We start from the raw sequence: 18,344 nt of genomic DNA, 5'->3' as shown, positions 1-18,344 counted from the left end.
GGGAACGCCAGGAGGAGGCCGCCGGTCAGACGTACCGTTCGAGGATCGAGGACTCGGCGAGCCGGGACAGGCCCTCGCGGACCGAGCGGGCGCGGGCCTCGCCCACACCGTCCACCGCCTGCAGGTCGTCCACGCTCGCGGCGAGCAGCTTCTGGAGGCCGCCGAAGTGGTCGACCAGGCGGTCGATGACCGCGCCCGGCAGCCGGGGGACCTTCGCCAGCAGCCGGAAACCGCGTGGCGAGACCGCGGAGTCCAGCGTCTCGGGCGAGCCGCTGTAGCCCAACGCGCGGGCCACGATGGGGAGTTCGAGCAGCTCGGTGTGGGTGAGCGCGTCCAGCTCGGCGAGCGCCTCGGGGACCGTACGGGAGCGCTTGGCGGTCGGCTCGGGGACGTAGTCGCGGACGACCAGCTCGCGTTCGGGCTCCACACCGGCGATCAGCTCGTCCAGCTGGAGGGTGAGCAGCCGGCCGTCCGTGCCCAGTTCGACGACGTACTCGGCGATCTCGGTGGCGATCCGGCGGACCATCTCCAGACGCTGGGCGACCGCGGTGACATCGCGGACCGTCACCAGGTCCTCGATCTCCAGGGCGGAGAGGGTGCCGGCGACCTCGTCCAGCCGGAGCTTGTAGCGCTCCAGCGTCGCCAGCGCCTGGTTGGCGCGGGAGAGGATCGCGGCCGACTCCTCCAGGACGCGGCGCTCACCGTCGACGTACAGCGCGATCAGCCGCATGGACTGGCTGACCGAGACGACCGGGAAACCGGCCTGGATCGAGACGCGCTGGGCGGTGCGGTGGCGGGTGCCGGTCTCCTCCGTCGGGATGGAGGCGTCCGGGACCAGCTGCACACCGGCCCGCAGGATCTTGGTGATGTCCTTGTCGAGCACCAGCGCGCCGTCCAGCTTGCACAGTTCGCGCAGCCGCGTCGCGGTGAACTCCACGTCCAGCACGAAACCGCCGGTGCACATCGACTCGACGGTCTTGTCGAAGCCGAGCACGATCAGTCCGCCCGTATTGCCGCGGAGGATGCGCTCCAGACCGTCGCGCAGCGCCGTACCGGGCGCGACGGCGCTCAGCGAGGCGCGCATCAGGCCCTCGGTGCCGGGGCTCCCGCCGGACCTGCCGGGAGACGATGCCCGGTCGTTGGCTGCCACTGCACTCCTCCGTCGCAAGTCTGTCGGTCCGCGGGCCGCCCGGCCCTCGTCGTGGGACGCGCCGGCGGAGGTGCGTGTGCCGGGGCAGTACTGCGGTGACGGGCGAGACCAGGGCAAAGTCTACCGGCGCCGCTCCTCCTCCTGCGGAGCCTCCCGCCGCACCCGCTTGGGCAGCACGCTCAGCGCCGCGCCGACATCGGCGACCTCCAGCACCCGCATCCCGTCGGGGATCCTGCCCGGGTCGGACGGTACGAGTGCGTGCGTGAAACCGAGCCGGGCCGCCTCGGACAGCCTGCGCTGCACACCGGTGACCCGCCGGACCTCGCCCGCCAGCCCGACTTCGCCGATCGCCACCAGGTTCTTCGGCAGCGGGGTGTCGCTCGCCGCACTGGCCAGCGCGAGCGCCACGGCCAGGTCGGCGGCGGGCTCGGTCAGCTTCACCCCGCCGACCGTCGCGCTGTAGATGTCCCGCTTGCCCAGGGCGCTGATCCGGCCGCGCTGCTCCAGGACGGCGAGCATCATCGAGACCCGGGAGGTCTCCAGACCGGAGGTCGTGCGCCGCGGGGAGGGGATCTGGGAGTCGACGGTCAGCGCCTGCACCTCGGCGACCAGCGGACGGCGGCCCTCCAGGGTGACCGTCAGACAGGTGCCGGGCACCGGCTCGGCGCGGCGGGTCAGGAAGAGGCCCGAGGGGTCGGCGAGGCCGGTGATGCCCTCGTCGTGCAGCTCGAAGCAGCCGACCTCGTCGGTGGTGCCGTAGCGGTTCTTGACGCCGCGCACCAGGCGCAGCCGGGCGTGCCGGTCGCCCTCGAAGCTGAGCACGACATCGACGAGATGCTCCAGCAGCCGGGGGCCGGCGATGGCGCCGTCCTTGGTGACATGGCCGACCAGGAGGGTGGACATCGCGCGCTCCTTGGACGCCCGGATCAGCGCCCCGGCCACCTCGCGGACCTGCGCCATCCCGCCCGGCGCACCGTCGATCTCGGGTGAGGCGACGGTCTGCACGGAGTCCATGATCAGGAGGGACGGTTTGACGCTGTCCAGATGGCCCAGCACGGCGGAGAGGTCGGTCTCGGCCGCCAGATAGAGGTGGTCGTCGATGGCGCCGATGCGGTCGGCGCGCAGCCGCACCTGGCTGGCGGACTCCTCGCCGGTGACGTAGAGGGTGCGGTGGTTGTCCGAGGCGGCCTTGGCGGCGACATCCAGCAGGAGGGTGGACTTGCCGACGCCCGGCTCGCCCGCGAGCAGCACGACCGCGCCGGGGACCAGCCCGCCGCCCAGCACCCGGTCCAGCTCCGGCACCCCGGTGGAGCGGGCGGTGGCCTGCCGGCCGTCGACCTGGCCGATGGGCACCGCGGCGGTGGTGACCCGGCCGGGCGCGGTCGTCCGCACCGCGGGGGCGCCGCCGAACTCCTCGACCGTGCCCCACGCCTGGCACTCGGGGCAGCGGCCGAGCCACTTCGCGGTGGTCCAGCCGCACTCGGTGCAGCGATAGGAGGGGCGCTCCTTGGCCGACGTTTTACGGGTTGCCATGAGGTCACCGTATCGGCGGGGTACGACAACGGATGACGGTGCCGCCCGTTGCGCCGATCGGACGCACCGGCGAGTAGGGGATGGGTGGGTGTGGGTGGGTACGGGCGCGGCGGATACGGCGGGTGCGGGGCGCCTCGTGTCCCCTTTTGAGGGAGATCGTCACCCGTAAGGGTTAAAAGTGTTCCGGGCGGCCGAGAGCGGCTGCACCATCCGCCTACCGTCGCCGGGTGATGAGCAGCAGGCCCGAGCACCCCACGCACGGCACCGGCGCACACCGGTCGCGCAGCGGCGCCCCGCACCGGAGCCGGCCGCAGCCGCAGCCCGCCGGCCGGGCCGCGCGGCACCGGCGGCCGGACCGCCCCGACCCGCACGACGGCCCCGACCACCCCGACCACCGCGGTCGGCTCGACCGCGAGGACTGTCCGGACCGCTACCACCTCTATCTGGACGGGCTGTTCACGTACTGCCTGTCCGTCCTGGGCGACCACGACGCGGCGAGTGCGGTCCTCGGCGAGGTGCTCGCGCTCGCCGAGCGGCACCGCGGCCGCGGCCCCGCCGCCCCGGGCCTCTACCGCCCCTGGCTCTACGCCCTGGCCCGCTGGGCCTGTCTGCGCCGGCTCGCCGAGCGGCCCGGTCCGGCCGCCGGACCGGCCCGCCCGGCGAGCCGGCGGCGACGGCTGGAGCTGTCGGCGCTCGCCTGGCCGGAGGCGGTCGGCACCACCCCCGAGCAGCGCGAGGCGCTGGAGCTGTCGGTGCGCCACCGCCTCCCGGCGGGCCAGGTCGCCGCGGTGCTCGGCGCGGAACCGGCCGCCCTGCGCACGCTGCTGGCCGCCGCGTCCTGCGAGGTCGAGCGGACCCGCGCCGCGCTGGCCGTCGTCGAGTACGGCCGCTGTCCCGATGTCGCGCGGCTCGCGGACGAGGCCCCGATGCTGCTGGGCGCCGTGCTCCGCCGTGTGCTGGTGCGCCATGTGGACGACTGCGCGGAGTGCCGCCGGACGGCCGAGCGGGCCACCGCCGCCGGACCGTGGCCGGGCACCGCACCGGCCGCGCACGGCACGCTGCCGCTGGTCCCGGCCCCGCGGGAGGCCGTGTTCGGGGCGCTGGCGGCGGCCCGGCGGTCCCGGTCGGGGCGCGCCGAGGGGGTGGCGGGCGCGGGCGCGCCGGGTTCGGGCCGTGCTGTCCCGATGAGCCGGATGAGCCGAATGAGTAGGACAAACGGTTCTCCACGCTATGACCGCAGCGGATTCCCGCTCGGCCGCGGCGGCCGGGCCGCCCGCCGTGCCCGGCTGCGCGGCCGGGCGCTGACCACGACCGTCGTGGCGACGGTGCTGGCGGCGGCGGTGCCGGTCCTGTGGGTGGCGTACCGCGGCGCCCCGGCGGCCGACGAGGCCGGCGGCTCCCCCGCGACGGCGGCCGGCGGACCGGACGCCGGGGACCGGGCGGGCCGCCGCCCGTACGAGAACGCGGGCAGCCTGCGGCCGACTCCGACTCCGACTCCGACTCCGACCCCGATCCCGGCCCGGCCACCGGCGCCCGGTCCGCCGGACACCGCGGGGACGCCCGCCGCCCCGGCCCGGGTGAGCGGCGCGGCCGGAACCCCGGTGCGGTCGCTCGCGGCGGGCCGGGCGCGGCGGGGGCCGGGCCGGCTGACCGTCGCGGCGCAGCCGAGCGGCCCGGCGACGGTCATCACGCTCAGCGCCTCCGGCGGGGCGCCGGTGCGCTGGACGGCGTCGGCCGACGCGGTCTGGCTGCGGCTGAGCCACACGGCCGGGAAGCTGCGGCCCGGTGAGTCCTCGGACGTCCGGGTCCAGGTCGACCGCGACCGGGAGCCCGCGGGGCCCTGGCGGTCCCGGATCGCCATCGGCCCCGGCGGCGGCGCCGTCCTGATGGAGGGCCGCGGCCCGGCCCCGGCCCCGTCAGGCCCCGCGGCCCCGGCGCCCGTACCGGTGCGCCCGCACACGCCGCCGGCCCCGGTGCCCGCCCCCACCGCGACCGGTCCGGCGGCGGCCTTCGCCCCGGCGGGGCCGGGGTGGCGGCCGTTCCCGGCCGGCCCCGTCCGCTGAACGCGCCGGGGGCCGCCGGGCGGGTGCCCGGCGGCCCCCGGCGGGGTGCCTGTCGCCCGCGCTACGGGCGCGGGTCCGCGGGGTGCGGCGCCATCGGCAGCGCCGCCGCCAGCCGCTCCTCGCAGAGCTGGACGAGCGTGGCGTATGCCTCCTTGCCCATCAGCTCGGTCAGTTCGGGCGCGTACGAGACGTACACCGGATCGCCCGCACCGTGCGCGGAGGTCGCGGAGGTGCACCACCAGTGCAGGTCATGGCCGCCGGAACCCCAGCCGCGCCGGTCGTACTCACCGATGGTCACCTGGAGGACGCGGGTGTCGTCCGGCCGGTCGATCCAGTCGTAGGTGCGCCGGACCGGCAGCTGCCAGCAGACGTCCGGCTTGGTCTCCAGCGGTTCGCGGCCCTCGCGCAGCGCGAGGATGTGCAGCGAGCAGCCGGCGCCGGCCGCGAAACCGGGGCGGTTCTGGAAGATGCACGAGCCCTGCCAGCGCCGGGTCTGCCGGTCGCCGTCCTCGTCCTCCTGGATCCAGCCGCTGTCCGTGCCGACATCGTGGAACTGCCACAGGTCGGGCGTCAGCCGGGCCACGTGCCCGGCCACCCGCTCCTCGTCCTCCTCGTCCGAGAAGTGCGCGCCGAGCGTGCAGCAGCCGTCGTCCGCGCGGCCGGCCTCGATGCCCTGGCAGCCGCTGCCGAAGATGCACGTCCAGCGGGACGTCAGCCAGGTCAGGTCGCAGCGGAAGAGCTGCTCGTCGTCCGCCGGGTCGGGGAAGGTGACCCAGGCGCGGGCGAAGTCGAGGCCGACCTCGTCGGACGGACGCCGCGCTTCCGCCGTTGCCTGGGCGCGCCGCTTTTCCGCCTTCTTCAGGGCCTTTTCCTGCTTCGCCTTTTTCGTCTTTGCCACCACTCCAGACTAAGGCGGCCGTCACCGGTTCCCCGCCGCCGCCGGTTAGGTTTCCCGTATGAGACTCGGTGTCCTCGATGTGGGTTCGAACACGGTCCACCTCCTGGTGGTGGACGCGCACCCCGGCGCGCGCCCGCTGCCTGCCTACTCCCACAAGGCGGAGCTGCGCCTGGCGGAACTCCTCGACGCGGACGGCGCCATAAGCGAGGCCGGGGTGGCGCGGCTGGAGACGACCGTCCGGGAGGCGATGCAGGTCGCCGAGGACAAGGGCGTCGAGGACGTGCTGCCGTTCGCCACCTCCGCGGTCCGCGAGGCGGCCAACGCCGAGGAGGTGCTGCGCCGGGTCGCCCAGGAGACCGGCGTGAAACTGGCGGTGCTGTCCGGCGAGGACGAGGCGCGGCTCACCTTCCTCGCCGCCCGCCGGTGGCTCGGCTGGTCCGCGGGCCGGCTGCTGGTGCTGGACATCGGCGGCGGCTCCCTGGAGATCGCCTACGGCCTGGACGAGGAGCCGGACGCGGCGGCCTCGCTGCCGCTCGGCGCCGGCCGGCTGACCGCCACCGCGCTGCGGGGCGACCCGCCGGACGCCGACGACGTACGGGCGCTGCGCCGCCGGGTACGGGCCGAGATCGCCCGGGAGGTGAGCTACTTCACCCGGTACGGCAGCCCCGACCACGTCGTCGGGACCTCCAAGACCTTCAAGCAGCTGGCCAGGATCGCGGGCGCGGCACGGTCGGCCGACGGCCTGTACATCCAGCGGGAACTGTCCCGCAAGACGCTGGAGGAGTGGGTGCCGCGGCTGGCCGGGATGTCCGGGCGGGACCGGGCCGCGCTGCCCGGCGTGTCCGAGGGCCGCTCCCGCCAGCTGCTCGCCGGGGCACTGGTCGCCGAGGCCGCGATGGACCTGTTCGGGGTGGAGACCCTGGACATCTGCCCGTGGGCGCTGCGCGAGGGCGTCATCCTGCGCCGGCTGGACCATCTTCCGGCGCCGTGACCGGACCGGCCGCCGCTCCCCGGCCTCGTGTGGCACGCGTCACCGCCGCCCCGGTGGCGGTGCCCGGCCGTCCGTACCTCCTGCCCGGCGCGCGGCCGCGGCCCGTACGCTGTCCCTCGTGACAGAGCCAGTGGTGCGCATCCCCGATGCGAAGGTCGCCCTGTCCACGGCCTCGGTCTATCCGGAGTCGACGGCGACGGCCTTCGAGATCGCCGCGCGCCTGGGCTACGACGGCGTCGAGGTCATGGTGTGGACCGATCCGGTCAGCCAGGACATCGAGGCGCTGCGCCGGCTGTCGGACTACCACGGGGTGCCGGTGCTGGCCGTGCACGCGCCGTGTCTGCTGATCACCCAGCGGGTGTGGTCCACCGACCCGTGGGTCAAGCTGCAGCGCGCCCGCAACGCCGCGGAGAAGCTGGGCGCCACGACGGTCGTCGTCCACCCGCCGTTCCGCTGGCAGCGCAGCTACGCGCGGGAGTTCGTGCGCGGTGTGTGGCGGATGGAGCACGAGACGGACGTCCGGTTCGCCGTCGAGAACATGTACCCGTGGCGCTACCGGGACCGCGAGATGCTGGCGTACGCCCCGGACTGGGACCCGACCACCGACGACTACCGGCACTTCACCGTCGACCTCTCGCACACCGCGACCGCGCGCAGTGACGCGCTGGAGATGGTGGACCGGATGGGCGACCGGCTGGCCCACGTCCACCTCGCCGACGGCAACGGCTCCGCCAAGGACGAGCACCTGGTGCCGGGGCGCGGCAGCCAGCCGTGCGCCGAACTGCTGGAGCGGCTGGCCGTCGCGGGCTTCGACGGCCATGTGGTGGTCGAGGTCAACACCCGCCGGGCGATGTCCGCCGCGGAACGCGAGACGGACCTCGCCGAGGCGCTGGCCTTCACCAGGCTGCATCTGGCGTCGCCCACCCGGGTGCCGGGCTCGTAAGGACGGGGCCGGGCACCGGCCCCCGTCCCCGTACCGCGCCCCTCCGGAGCGCCGCCCGCCCGGTGTCCGCAGTCCGGTCAGCCGTCTCATATTCCGGAGTCGCTGTCCGGATCTTGGATCGGGGGCGTAACCTCGGCGTCAGCTGATACCTGGCCGGTACATGGCGCGGATACCCGCCGCGGAGCAGTGGCTCCCCCGTGTGGCCCGCCCGGTGTCGTGGACGGCTTCGTACGAACCCCGAGGGAGTGACCATCGTGCCCGATCTGAGGTCCCGCACCGTTACCCATGGCCGCAACATGGCCGGCGCCCGCGCCCTTATGCAGGCGTCGGGCGTAGCGCGCGAGGACTTCGGCAAGCCGATCATCGCCGTGGCCAACAGCTTCACCGAGTTCGTACCGGGCCACACCCACCTCCAGCCGGTCGGCCGGATCGTCTCCGAGGCGATCCACGCGGCGGGCGGTATCGCGCGCGAGTTCAACACCATCGCGGTCGACGACGGCATCGCCATGGGCCACGGCGGCATGCTCTACAGCCTGCCCTCCCGCGATCTGATCGCCGACTCCGTCGAGTACATGGCCGAGGCGCACTGCGCGGACGCGCTGATCTGTATCTCCAACTGCGACAAGATCACGCCCGGCATGCTGATGGCCGCGATGCGCCTCAACATCCCGACGGTCTTCGTCTCCGGCGGCCCGATGGAGGCCGGCCGGGCCACCCTCGTCGACGGCACGGTCCGCAAGCTGGACCTGATCAACGCCATCTCGGACGCGGTCGACGAGAACGTCTCGGACGAGGACATCCTCCGCATCGAGGAGAACGCCTGCCCGACCTGCGGCTCCTGTTCCGGCATGTTCACCGCCAACTCGATGAACTGCCTGACCGAGGCGATCGGCCTCTCCCTGCCCGGCAACGGCTCGGTGCTGGCCACCCACACCGCCCGCCGGGCGCTGTACGAGAACGCCGGCCGGACGGTCGTGGAGATCACCAAGCGCTACTACGACCAGGACGACCACACCGTCCTGCCGCGCAACGTCGGCACCCGCGCCGCCTTCGAGAACGCGATGGCCCTGGACATCGCGATGGGCGGCTCGACCAACACGATCCTGCACCTGCTCGCCGCGGCCCAGGAAGCCGGTCTCGACTTCGACCTGGACGACATCAACGAGGTCTCGCGCCGGGTGCCCTGCCTGGCCAAGGTCGCACCGAACGTCGCACCGGGCGGTACGTACTACATGGAGGACGTGCACCGGGCCGGCGGCATCCCCGCCATCCTCGGTGAGCTCTACCGCGCCGGACTGCTGAACGAGGAAGTCCACACGGTGCACAGCGCCTCGCTCGCCGACTGGCTTGAAAAATGGGACATCCGCGGCAAAGCCGCGTCATCGGGGGGTGGTGGCCGGGAGACGGGCGGGCGGGACGTGCGCGGCGGCTCGCCGTCCGCCGAGGCCGTCGAGCTGTGGCACGCGGCCCCCGGCTGCAAGCGCTCCGCCACCGCCTTCTCGCAGTCCGAGCGCTGGGACACCCTGGACGTCGACGCGGCCGGCGGCTGCATCCGCGACCTGGCGCACGCGTACTCCGCGGACGGCGGTCTGGCGGTCCTCAAGGGCAACCTCGCCGAGGACGGCTGCGTCGTGAAGACGGCGGGCGTCGACGAGTCCATCTGGACCTTCGAGGGCCCGGCCGTGGTCTGCGAATCGCAGGAAGAGGCCGTCGAGAAGATCCTCGGCAAGCGGGTCAAGGAAGGCGACGTGGTCGTCATCCGCTACGAGGGTCCCAAGGGCGGCCCCGGTATGCAGGAGATGCTCTACCCGACGTCCTTCCTCAAGGGCCGCGGCCTGGGCAAGGCATGCGCACTGGTCACCGACGGCCGCTTCTCCGGCGGCACGTCCGGTCTGTCCATCGGCCACGCCTCGCCCGAGGCGGCGTCCGGCGGCACCATCGCGCTCGTCGAGGACGGCGACCGGATCCGGATCGACATCCCGAACCGCACCATCGAACTCGTCGTCCCCGCCGCGGAGCTGGCGGCCCGCCGGGAGGCCCTGGGCGGGGTGTACGCGCCGAAGACGCGCGAGCGCAAGGTCTCCGCGGCGCTGCGCGCCTACGCGGCCATGGCGACCAGCGCGGACAAGGGCGCGGTGCGCGATGTGAGCAAGCTGGGCTGACCGCCGGCCCCCCCGTACGGGACACGGGCCCCGTCCGCTGCTCCCGGCGGACGGGGCCCGCGTGTGTGGTCCGACCCGGTACGGCGCGGCACTTGAAGGCCGGCGGCCGGGTTTTACGGGGCCGCCGTCACCACCGGGCCGGGTCCTCGGTCGCCGTGCCGAAGACCGTGCCGTCGGGCGCCGCCGCGTAGATCCGGCCACGCGCCGCGTCCACCAGCGGGGCGGGCAGCGACTCCAGGTAGCCGTGGTGGCGGTCGGCCGCCAGCCGCGGCCGGGTCTGCCCGAGCAGCGCCCCCTTCGCGGCGTCGACGGCCAGCAGCCGGCCGTCCGCGGCGGTGAAGTACAGCCGGCCGTCCGCGGCCGCCACCGGCGCCGAGCCCCGGCTGACCGAGGTCTCCAGATCCCAGGTCCGCTCCCCGACGGCCTGCAGCGCACCGCCCTCGGCCAGCAGGTACACCGTCTCGCCGCGCACCACGGCGGCCACCCCGTCGAGCGGCGCGGTCAGCGGGAGCCGCTCGGTGCGCCCGGTCCGCGGGTCGTGGCGGACGACGGCGGAGGTACGGAAGTCCAGCCTCGGGTCGGCGGCGGTGAGATAGAGCGCGCCGCCGGCGCCGGTGCCCACCGGGGTGAGCGAACCGGCCAGCCGCCGCGCCCAGTGGACCGTGCCGTCCCGCGGATCGATGGCGGTGACCCGTGTGCCGGTGCCGTCGGCGGCGGGCGTGGCGGCGTACGCGGTGCGTCCGGCGTCGAACGTGGTGAACACCGCCGGCGCGTGCCCGGGGAAGCGCTTGCGCCACCGCTGCCGGTGCGTCGCGCTGTCGAGCGCGGTGACGGTGCCGTCCCCGGCGGCCAGCAGTACCCGGTCCCCGATGACGGCGGCGCCGCCCGGGTAGCCGGTGAGGTCCTGGGTCCAGCGGGTCGCGCCCTGCCCGTCCGCCGAGGGGTCGAGCGCCGTCAGCCGGGTGCCGTCGGGCGAGAAGACGTACAGCAGGCCGCCGGACAGCACCGGCGCACTCGGCGGGGCGTCGGCCTTGCCCGCGGGGCCGCCGGTACGCCGCCAGACCACGCGGCCGGTGTCCGGGTCGAGCCGGGCGGCCTGCACTCCGGACTGGACGCAGAAGACGGCGGGGGCGGGACGGGCCGAGGGGGCGTCACCGCCGGTACCCGTGGTGCAGAACGGCATCTCCGCGGCGTAGCCCACGGGGCGCTGGAGGAGCGGGGTCCGCCAGGGGCGGAAGTCGGCGGGGCCGGTGCGCGGCGGATGCGTCTCCAGCGCCGGATCGTGGTCCGGGATTCCGCCGGACACCGCCCGGACGCCCGCGAACGTCCCCGCCCCGGCGACGGCCAGACCCACCGCGACCCAGACCGGCCAGCGGCGGCGCGGCCGGGTGCGGCGGCCGGCGGCTCTACCGGCGGGCAGGGGGGAGCCGGGGGCGGCCGGGTCCGGGGCGTCCGCCGCGGTGGTACGGGCTGCGGTGGTACGGGCCGCGGCGGGAGGTGTGGCGGCGGGCGGCGCGAGGGCCCGTGACCGCTCCGGCGTACGGGCGCGGACGTGGGTGTCCTCGGCCCGCGCGGACGTGAACCGGTCGCGCACCGGCTGCCGCTGGCCCGGTACCCGCGGTTGCGGACTTCCGGCGGCGCCGTCCGTGGCACCCGCGCCGCCCGTGGCACCCGTACGGTCCGCGGCACCACGGCTGTCCGGCGGACCGTCCCGGCCCGGACCGTCCCCGACCCGACCGCCTTCCGCCGGTCCGTCCTCAGCCGGCCCGTCCTCCGCCGGTCCGCCCCGCGTCCAGGCGAGCAGCTCGTGCACCGGCGCGATCTGCGGATGTGTGGGGACGTCGGTGCGCAGCAGCGCCATCAGGGCGTCCGGTGTGGGCCGGTCCGCCGGGTCCTTCGCCAGGCAGCTCTCGACGAGCGGCACCAGCTCGTGCGGCACACCCGTCAGATCCGCCTCGTCGTGCACGACCTGATACGCCACCAGGTACGGACTGTGCGAGTCGAACGGCCCGCGCCCGGTGGCGGCGTGCACCAGGACGGAACCCAGCGCGAAGACATCCGCCGCCGGGCCCACCTCGCGCGGCCGCTGGAACTGCTCGGGCGCCATGAACGGCGGTGTCCCGATCAGCTTGCCGGTCTCGGTGCGCATTTCGCTGTCGGAGGGGCGCGAGATGCCGAAATCGATGACTTTCGGACCGTCGGTGGCCAACAGCACATTCCCCGGCTTGAGGTCGCGGTGCACCACCCCCGCCCGGTGGATGTCGCGCAGCGCCTCCGCCAGTCCCGACGCCAGCCGCAGCACCGCGGCGGGCGGCAGCGGGCCGTTCCGCTTCACATGGTCGGAGAGGGTCGGGCCGGGGATGTGGAGGGTCGCCATCCAGGGCCGGCCGGCGTCCGGATCGGCGTCCACGACGGGCGCGGTGAAGGCCCCGCTGACCCGCCGCGCGGCCGCCACCTCCTGCCGGAACCGCCCCCGGAACTCCGGGTCCTGGGCGAATTCGGCGTGAATGACCTTGACCGCGAGCAGCAGTCCGGAGGACGAGCGCGCCAGATGGACCACGCCCATTCCGCCGGCGCCCAGCCGTGCTTCCAGCCGGTACTGCCCGGCGTATTCCGGATGCTCCGCTTCCGGGCCGGCCCCGGAATCACGCAGCGACGGCATCCTTCCACCCCCGTGATGTTCCCCGCGTTGTTGCTCGCGTTGTCCCCGCGTGGTTCTCGCGTGGTTTCCCGCGTATTTCGGTCGCGGCTGCGACGCGCGGAGCCTAGTCGATAGCGCGTACGAAACGGCTGAAGCTTGCTAGCGTGCGCGTCGCAGGACCTAAGCGCCCGGTTACGGGGCGCGGCCCGGCGCGGCGCCGCCGACGGCACCCCGCGGCGGGCACCAGCCAATGGGGGGAACACGATATGAGCACAGCGCCCGATCAGGGCTACCCGGACGCCGCGGAAGCGACCGCCGGACCCGAGGCCGGACCGGCCGGGGACACGGCGGAGCCGACCCTCCTGGCGGCCGCCGCCACCCTCTCCTTCCCCATCGCCCCCGGCTACCGCGTCAACGTCCGCAAGGGGCCGGGCACCGACACCCCGATCGTGCGGCAGCTGGCGTACGACGCGCGGGTCGCGGTCCGCTGCCAGCGGCGCGGCCAGTCGGTCAGCGGCCCGTACGGCACCTCGGACATCTGGGACAACATCGCGCCCGGCCAGTACATCTCCGACACCTACGTCTACACGGGCAGTAGCGGCATGGTGGCGCCGCGCTGCACCGGTTGAACCGCCCGGCCGGCCACGCCGCCGTCCCCGGCCGCCCGGGGATAATCGATGCCATGAGCGATGCGCAGACGACGCCCGGCGGCCCCGAGCGGGACGGTCCCGAGCAGGGCGGCCCCGAGCCGGAGGAGATCCGGTTCTTCGGCACCACCTGGGTTCACCACGACGGCGGCTACGGCCTGCGCCGCGCCGGTGTCGCGGCCGGCTCGCTCGTGCTCGCCGTGGCCGGCGCGCTGGTGCTGCGCTTCGCCTTCCAGGGGCTGGAGGTCGCCGACGTCGGCGCGTTCGTCGGCCTCCTCGTCGTGGCGGCCTTCGCCATCTGCAGCGCGCTCGCCTTCCGGCGCACCTGGGACGGCTTCGTCCGCCGCCCCGACCCGGCCGCCCGGAGCGCGGCCGACAAGTCAGGGCAGAGCCTGATGCTCATCGGTTTCATCGGATCGCTGCTCGCCTACTTCTGCCGCAGCATCGTCGAGGCCCCCGGCGAGAAACTGCGCCGCACCGAGTACGAAACGGCCCGCGAGCGCTTCGAGCGCCGCCGCGGCGCCCGCACCGGCAACCCGGCGGCCCGGAAGACCCGCCCGAAGGGGAAAAAGCACCGCTGACCGGCCGGGCGGCGGGGCCGCCCTCATCGACTGCTCCCGTCCTGGCAGCCGAACGTGCCGCGCTGCTGGAGGTCTTCCCCGACGGCATCGTGGCGGAGGCGTACGCGCTCGAACTGACCGTCACCCTCCGGCCGGCCGCCCCGACCCGGGGGAGAGGGGACGCGAACCCGTAAGCCCGCAGTCCCGCTGTCCCATAAGCCGGCAGTCCCGCCGTCCCGTAGGCCCGCAAGCCTGTGGACCGGTTGTCAGTACTCCCAGTCCGGTTTGCCCTCCCCGTACAGCCAGTCGTCGAAGAGGTCGGTCAGGTCCTCGTCGGTGCGCTCCTGGCAGAAGGCGATGAAGTCCTCCGAGTCCGCGTTGGCGTGGCGGTACTTGGCCGGCCACTCCTTCAGGATCGAGAAGAACGTCTTGTCGCCGACGGCGTTCCGCAGCTGCTGGAGCACCATCGCGCCGCGCTCGTAGACGGGCGTGCCCGTCACGTTCTCCGGCTTGCCCGGGTCGCCCGGCGGGAAGTGCCAGACCTTGTCGTCCTCGTCCGTGTCGTAGAGCGCGTCGAACTGCTCCTGCGGGCTCTCGCCGCCCTCGCGCTCCTCCCACAGCCATTCGGCGTAGGTGGCGAAGCCCTCGTTGAGCCAGGTGTCCTGCCAGGTCTTCGGCGTCACCGAATCCCCGAACCACTGGTGAGCCGTCTCGTGCACCACCGTCTTGGTCGACGGCGCGCCCGCGTAGATCGGTTTGGTCTGGGTCTCCAGGGCGCCCCAGTCGACCCGCTTCGGCGTGCGGTCGACGATCGCCCCGGCGGAGGAGAAGGGGTACGCGCCGAACTGGCCGCTCGCCCACTTGAGGATCTCCGGCAGCCGCGCCAGCGGCTTCGCGCTCTCCGCGGCCAGCGACGGTTCCACCGCGACGTACAGCGGCAGCCCGTCCGGCGTGCGCGACTCGTGGACCTCGAACTGGCCGATCGTGGCGGTGGCGAGGTAACTGGCCATCGGCTCGCCGTTGTGCCATACGTACGTCGTCTTGCTCCGGGCGGTCTTCTTCGAGCGCAGCTCGCCGTTGGCGACGGCGGTGTAGCCCTGCGGCACGGTGATCCGGAAGTCGTACGCGGCCTTGTCGCTGGGGTGGTTGTTGCCGGGGAACCACGTCATGGACCCGGCGGGCTCACCGGCCACGAACGCGCCGTCGGCGGTCTTGACCCAGCCTTCCGTGGCGCCGTCCGCGTCCGTCATCTCCTGCGGTATCCCGCCGTATGTGACGGTGGTGCGGAACTTCGCGCCCTTCTTGAGCCCGTCGGGCGGCCGGACCGTCAGTTTGTGCCCCTTGCGGGTGAAGGAGGCGTCCTTGCCGTCGACCCGGACGCCGGACACCGTCAGCCCCTGGAGGTCGAGCTGGAAGGAGCGCAGGTCCTGCTTGGCATCGGCGGTGATCTCGGCGGTCGCGGCCAGCCGCTTCGTCGGCACGTCGTAGTCGAGATCGAGCCCGTAGTGGCTGACCCGGTAGCCGCCGTTGCCGAGCGCCGGGAAGAGCGGATCGCCGACCCCGCCCGCGCCCGCCGCGCCGCCGCCCACGGCCCCGTTGGTGCAGGAGGACAGCAGCAGGGCGACGGACAGGGCAGCAGTCGCACCGCAGGAGCGGAGAGGCCGGCGGTTCACAGGACTCCTCAATTCGTTCACGAGTTCGTGGTTCACGAGTTCGTCGTTCGCGATTTCCCCGACCCTACGGTCATTTCCGGCTCAACGCCGGTCACTTCCGGTTGGATGGGGGATTGTGGTCATGTGAGGCGTTATCGGTCATTAGCTGGCATTGCGCTCCGCTATATGTCTCGCTGTCTCTCCCGCGTTCGTGAGGCGTCCCGTGATGTGTCCCGTGGGACGGCTCGCGATATGCCCACCTTCGACCGGGCGCTGACCATGTGTGGATTACTTCTGGGCTGCTACCGGGCTGCTGCTGGGCGGCTCTTGGATCGCTTCTGTGCTGCTTCTGGACTACGCGTGAACGACTTCTGGTCCGGGCCGTGGCCGATCGTGGCCCGGCTCGTGGGTGGGGCCGGGTGCGGGCGTACGTGGCCGTTCGCCGGTCGTACGTGAGTCGTCCGTATGCCGCCCGTGTGCCCGCGCTGTGCGCCCCGCACGCACCCCGCACCCCGGCCGGGCCACCCGCCCCGAGCACCGCGAGAGCCGCTCCCCGCGCCATCGAGGACATCGGCCTCACCCCGACGCGCTTTCCGGCGGCCGACGCAGCCGAAGGGTCCCCCCCGCCGTCGTCACCGACTGCGTCCTCCCCGCACTGCCCCGCGGCGCCGCCCGCCGCCGTACGGCCCGACGACCGAGACCGATGCCCGGCCGTACGGCCTACCGTCTGCACCCCGGCGTCCTGGGCGCACCACGGCGTCCCGGCCCGCGGAACGCCCCCGCACCGCGCGCCCCCGGGTGCGAGGATGACGGCGTAACCGATCAGGCACCACCGGCGAGGTGAACCGCAGCATGACCCAGAAGGTCGCCGTACTCGGCACCGGAAAAATCGGCGAAGCCCTGCTCAGCGGCATGATCCGAGGCGGCTGGGCGCCCGCTGACCTGCTGGTCACCGCCCGCCGCCCCGAACGCGCGGAACAGCTGCGCGCCCGTTACGGCGTCGAAGCGGTCAGCAACGCCGAGGCCGCCAAGTCCGCCGACACCCTCATCCTCACCGTCAAACCCCAGGACATGGGCACCCTCCTGGACGAACTGGCCCCGCACGTCCCCGCCGACCGGCTGGTCATCAGCGGCGCGGCCGGCATCCCCACCGCCTTCGTCGAGGAGCGGCTGGCCGCCGGTACCCCCGTCGTCCGCGTCATGACGAACACCCCCGCCCTGGTGGACGAGGCGATGTCCGTCATCTCCGCCGGCACCCACGCCACCGGAGCCCACCTCACCCGCGCCGAGGAGATCTTCTCCGGCGTCGGCAAGACCCTGCGCGTCCCGGAGTCCCAGCAGGACGCCGCCACCGCGCTCTCCGGCTCCGGTCCGGCGTACTTCTTCTTCCTCGTCGAGGCGATGACCGACGCCGGCATCCTCCTCGGACTGCCCCGCGACAAGGCCCACGACCTGATCGTGCAGGCCGCCATCGGCGCCGCCGTGATGCTCCGCGACAGCGGCGAACACCCGGTCAAGCTCCGCGAGAACGTCACATCCCCGGCCGGCACCACCATCAACGCCATCCGCGAACTGGAGAACCACGGCGTACGCGCCGCCATGCTCGCCGCCCTGGAGGCGGCCCGCGACCGCAGCCGCGAACTCGCCTCCGGCAACAGCTGACCCACACCCCGCACACCCACCACCGGGCGGCCGCCCCGACTGCACAGGGACGGCCGCCCCGCCGCGCTTCACCCGGGCAGCAGCCCCACCGCCCGGTACGCCGCATCCACCCGCGGCCGCGCCATCTCCCGCGCCCGGTCCGCCCCGGCCCGCAGCACGGAATCGACGTACCCGCCGTCCGCGGCCAGCTCCGCATGCCGCTCCCGCACCGGCCGCAACAGCTCCACCACCGCTTCCGCCGTGTCCTTCTTCAACGCCCCGTACGAGGTGTACGCCCCGGCCAGCTCCGCCGGCTCACCACCCGTACAGGCCGCCAGCACATCCAGCAGATTCGCGACTCCCGGCCGCTCCGCCCTGTCGTAGACGACGTCCCGGCCCGCATCCGTCACGGCGCGCATCACCTTCTTGCGCACCACGTCCGCCTCGTCCAGCAGATAGACGATCCCCGCGGTCGTACCGTTCGACTTCCCCATCTTCGAGGTGGGCTCCGTCAGGTCCATCACCCGCGCCGCCACCTGCGGATGCGTTGCCTTCGGCACCACGAACGTCGGCCCGTACCGCTGGTTGAACCGCACCGCCAGATCCCGGGTCAGCTCCAGATGCTGTGCCTGGTCCTCGCCGACCGGCACCTCGTGCGTCCCGTACGCCAGGATGTCCGCCGCCATCAGCGCCGGATACGTCAGCAGCGACAGCCGCACACTCCCGCCCCGCGCCCGCTCACCCGCGGCCTTCTCCTTGTACTGGATCATGCGCCGCATCTCGCCGTCCGTGGCCGTGCACTCCATCAGATACGACAGCCGCGCATGCTCGACCACCTGGCTCTGCACGAACACCGTGCACCGCTCCGGATCCAGCCCCATGGCCAGCAGCAGCGTCGCGGCCTGCCGGCTCAGCCGCCGCACCCGCGCCGGATCGTGCTCCACGGTCAGCGCGTGCAGATCCACCACACAGAACAAGGCATCCGCACGGTGCTGGTCCTCGTCGGCCCAGCGTCGCATCGCCCCGAGGTAATTCCCGAGCGTCAGGTGTCCCGTCGGCTTTACGCCACTGAAGATGCGCGTTTTCGCCATGTCGTCCATGAATCCATCTCTCCCGTACCGCTGTCGGGACCGTCGCCCTCGCCGGCCGGCTACGAGATGGAGATACGCGAACGGCCGCCGAAGCGGCGGCCGTGGTCTGCATGCGCTGGTGGTCGGCCGCCGTCAGGCGGGCCACCACTGCTGTACGAGCGCATGCGTAGTCATGGCCTCAACGTACCCCGCCAACGCCCGCCCGGCACGGGTTTGATGCACCTGACCCCCTCGTGTAGTGTTCTCCGAGTTGCCGCGGAGCCGACAGGCCCCCGGCAGCCATCCCGCCGCTTCAGCGGCACACCACTACTGCACGGTCCCTCACCGGGAACAATTTCGGCATGCCGGAATTCGGACCGGGACTCGATTATG

13 protein-coding genes are annotated in these 18,344 nt (G+C 73.7%); 7 read left to right on the top strand and 6 right to left on the bottom strand.

Going from position 1 to position 18,344, the window contains the following annotated elements; genetic code table 11:
* Positions 1-25: 25 nt before the first annotated feature.
* Together disA and radA are read right to left on the bottom strand one after the other, a co-directional pair.
* Complete coding sequence (disA, locus tag IH09_RS30970; protein WP_052860851.1) at positions 26-1,150, bottom strand: DNA integrity scanning diadenylate cyclase DisA; 1,125 nt, start codon at positions 1,148-1,150, stop codon at positions 26-28.
* A 120-nt stretch (positions 1,151-1,270) separates the two neighbouring features.
* The gene (gene radA, locus IH09_RS30965) at positions 1,271-2,683 is read right to left on the bottom strand and encodes a DNA repair protein RadA (protein WP_052860850.1); all 1,413 of its coding nucleotides are present in this window, start codon (positions 2,681-2,683) and stop codon (positions 1,271-1,273) included.
* Positions 2,684-2,913: 230 nt separating this feature from the next.
* Here radA and IH09_RS30960 point away from each other — a divergent pair, with 230 nt between their 5' ends.
* Positions 2,914-4,746, top strand: a complete 1,833-nt coding sequence (locus tag IH09_RS30960) for a BACON domain-containing protein (RefSeq protein WP_052860849.1) — start codon at positions 2,914-2,916, stop codon at positions 4,744-4,746.
* A gap of 61 nt (positions 4,747-4,807) precedes the next feature.
* Here the strand turns inward: IH09_RS30960 and IH09_RS30955 are convergent, their stop codons facing one another.
* Positions 4,808-5,644 (bottom strand): hypothetical protein, encoded by an 837-nt coding sequence (locus tag IH09_RS30955; protein WP_052860878.1) that lies wholly within the window; start codon positions 5,642-5,644, stop codon positions 4,808-4,810.
* 58 nt (positions 5,645-5,702) lie between these two features.
* Here IH09_RS30955 and IH09_RS30950 point away from each other — a divergent pair, with 58 nt between their 5' ends.
* The 3 genes from IH09_RS30950 (at position 5,703) to ilvD (ending at position 9,740) form a co-directional block, all read left to right on the top strand.
* Complete coding sequence (locus tag IH09_RS30950; RefSeq protein WP_052860848.1) at positions 5,703-6,635, top strand: Ppx/GppA phosphatase family protein; 933 nt, start codon at positions 5,703-5,705, stop codon at positions 6,633-6,635.
* 118 nt (positions 6,636-6,753) lie between these two features.
* Positions 6,754-7,578, top strand: a complete 825-nt coding sequence (locus IH09_RS30945) for a sugar phosphate isomerase/epimerase family protein (RefSeq protein WP_172451020.1) — start codon at positions 6,754-6,756, stop codon at positions 7,576-7,578.
* 254 nt (positions 7,579-7,832) lie between these two features.
* The gene (gene ilvD / locus IH09_RS30940) at positions 7,833-9,740 is read left to right on the top strand and encodes a dihydroxy-acid dehydratase (protein ID WP_052860846.1); all 1,908 of its coding nucleotides are present in this window, start codon (positions 7,833-7,835) and stop codon (positions 9,738-9,740) included.
* A gap of 127 nt (positions 9,741-9,867) precedes the next feature.
* On the opposite strand, the gene IH09_RS30935 is transcribed toward ilvD, so the two are convergent.
* The gene (locus tag IH09_RS30935; RefSeq protein WP_052860845.1) at positions 9,868-12,402 is read right to left on the bottom strand and encodes a serine/threonine-protein kinase; all 2,535 of its coding nucleotides are present in this window, start codon (positions 12,400-12,402) and stop codon (positions 9,868-9,870) included.
* A 245-nt stretch (positions 12,403-12,647) separates the two neighbouring features.
* Between IH09_RS30935 and IH09_RS30930 the strand changes: the two genes are divergently transcribed.
* Together IH09_RS30930 and IH09_RS30925 are read left to right on the top strand one after the other, a co-directional pair.
* Positions 12,648-13,010 (top strand): peptidase, encoded by a 363-nt coding sequence (locus tag IH09_RS30930; protein ID WP_165484923.1) that lies wholly within the window; start codon positions 12,648-12,650, stop codon positions 13,008-13,010.
* 53 nt (positions 13,011-13,063) lie between these two features.
* Positions 13,064-13,609, top strand: a complete 546-nt coding sequence (locus IH09_RS30925; RefSeq protein WP_052860844.1) for a hypothetical protein — start codon at positions 13,064-13,066, stop codon at positions 13,607-13,609.
* A gap of 245 nt (positions 13,610-13,854) precedes the next feature.
* On the opposite strand, the gene IH09_RS30920 is transcribed toward IH09_RS30925, so the two are convergent.
* Complete coding sequence (locus IH09_RS30920; protein WP_052860843.1) at positions 13,855-15,261, bottom strand: M1 family metallopeptidase; 1,407 nt, start codon at positions 15,259-15,261, stop codon at positions 13,855-13,857.
* A gap of 831 nt (positions 15,262-16,092) precedes the next feature.
* On the opposite strand from IH09_RS30920, the gene proC reads away from it, so the two are divergent.
* The gene (proC, locus tag IH09_RS30915; RefSeq protein WP_052860876.1) at positions 16,093-16,902 is read left to right on the top strand and encodes a pyrroline-5-carboxylate reductase; all 810 of its coding nucleotides are present in this window, start codon (positions 16,093-16,095) and stop codon (positions 16,900-16,902) included.
* Between the two features lie 68 nt (positions 16,903-16,970).
* Here proC and trpS read toward each other — a convergent pair whose 3' ends face one another.
* A complete protein-coding gene (gene trpS, locus IH09_RS30910) occupies positions 16,971-17,972 on the bottom strand; it encodes a tryptophan--tRNA ligase (RefSeq protein ID WP_052860875.1) in 1,002 nt (333 codons plus the stop codon).
* Positions 17,973-18,344 lie beyond the last annotated feature (372 nt).

The sequence above is a fragment of the Streptomyces celluloflavus genome, assembly GCA_000720995.1.
GTDB classification, from domain to species: Bacteria; Actinomycetota; Actinomycetes; order Streptomycetales; family Streptomycetaceae; genus Streptomyces; species Streptomyces celluloflavus.
This window is presented reverse-complemented; position numbering and strand designations above follow the sequence as displayed.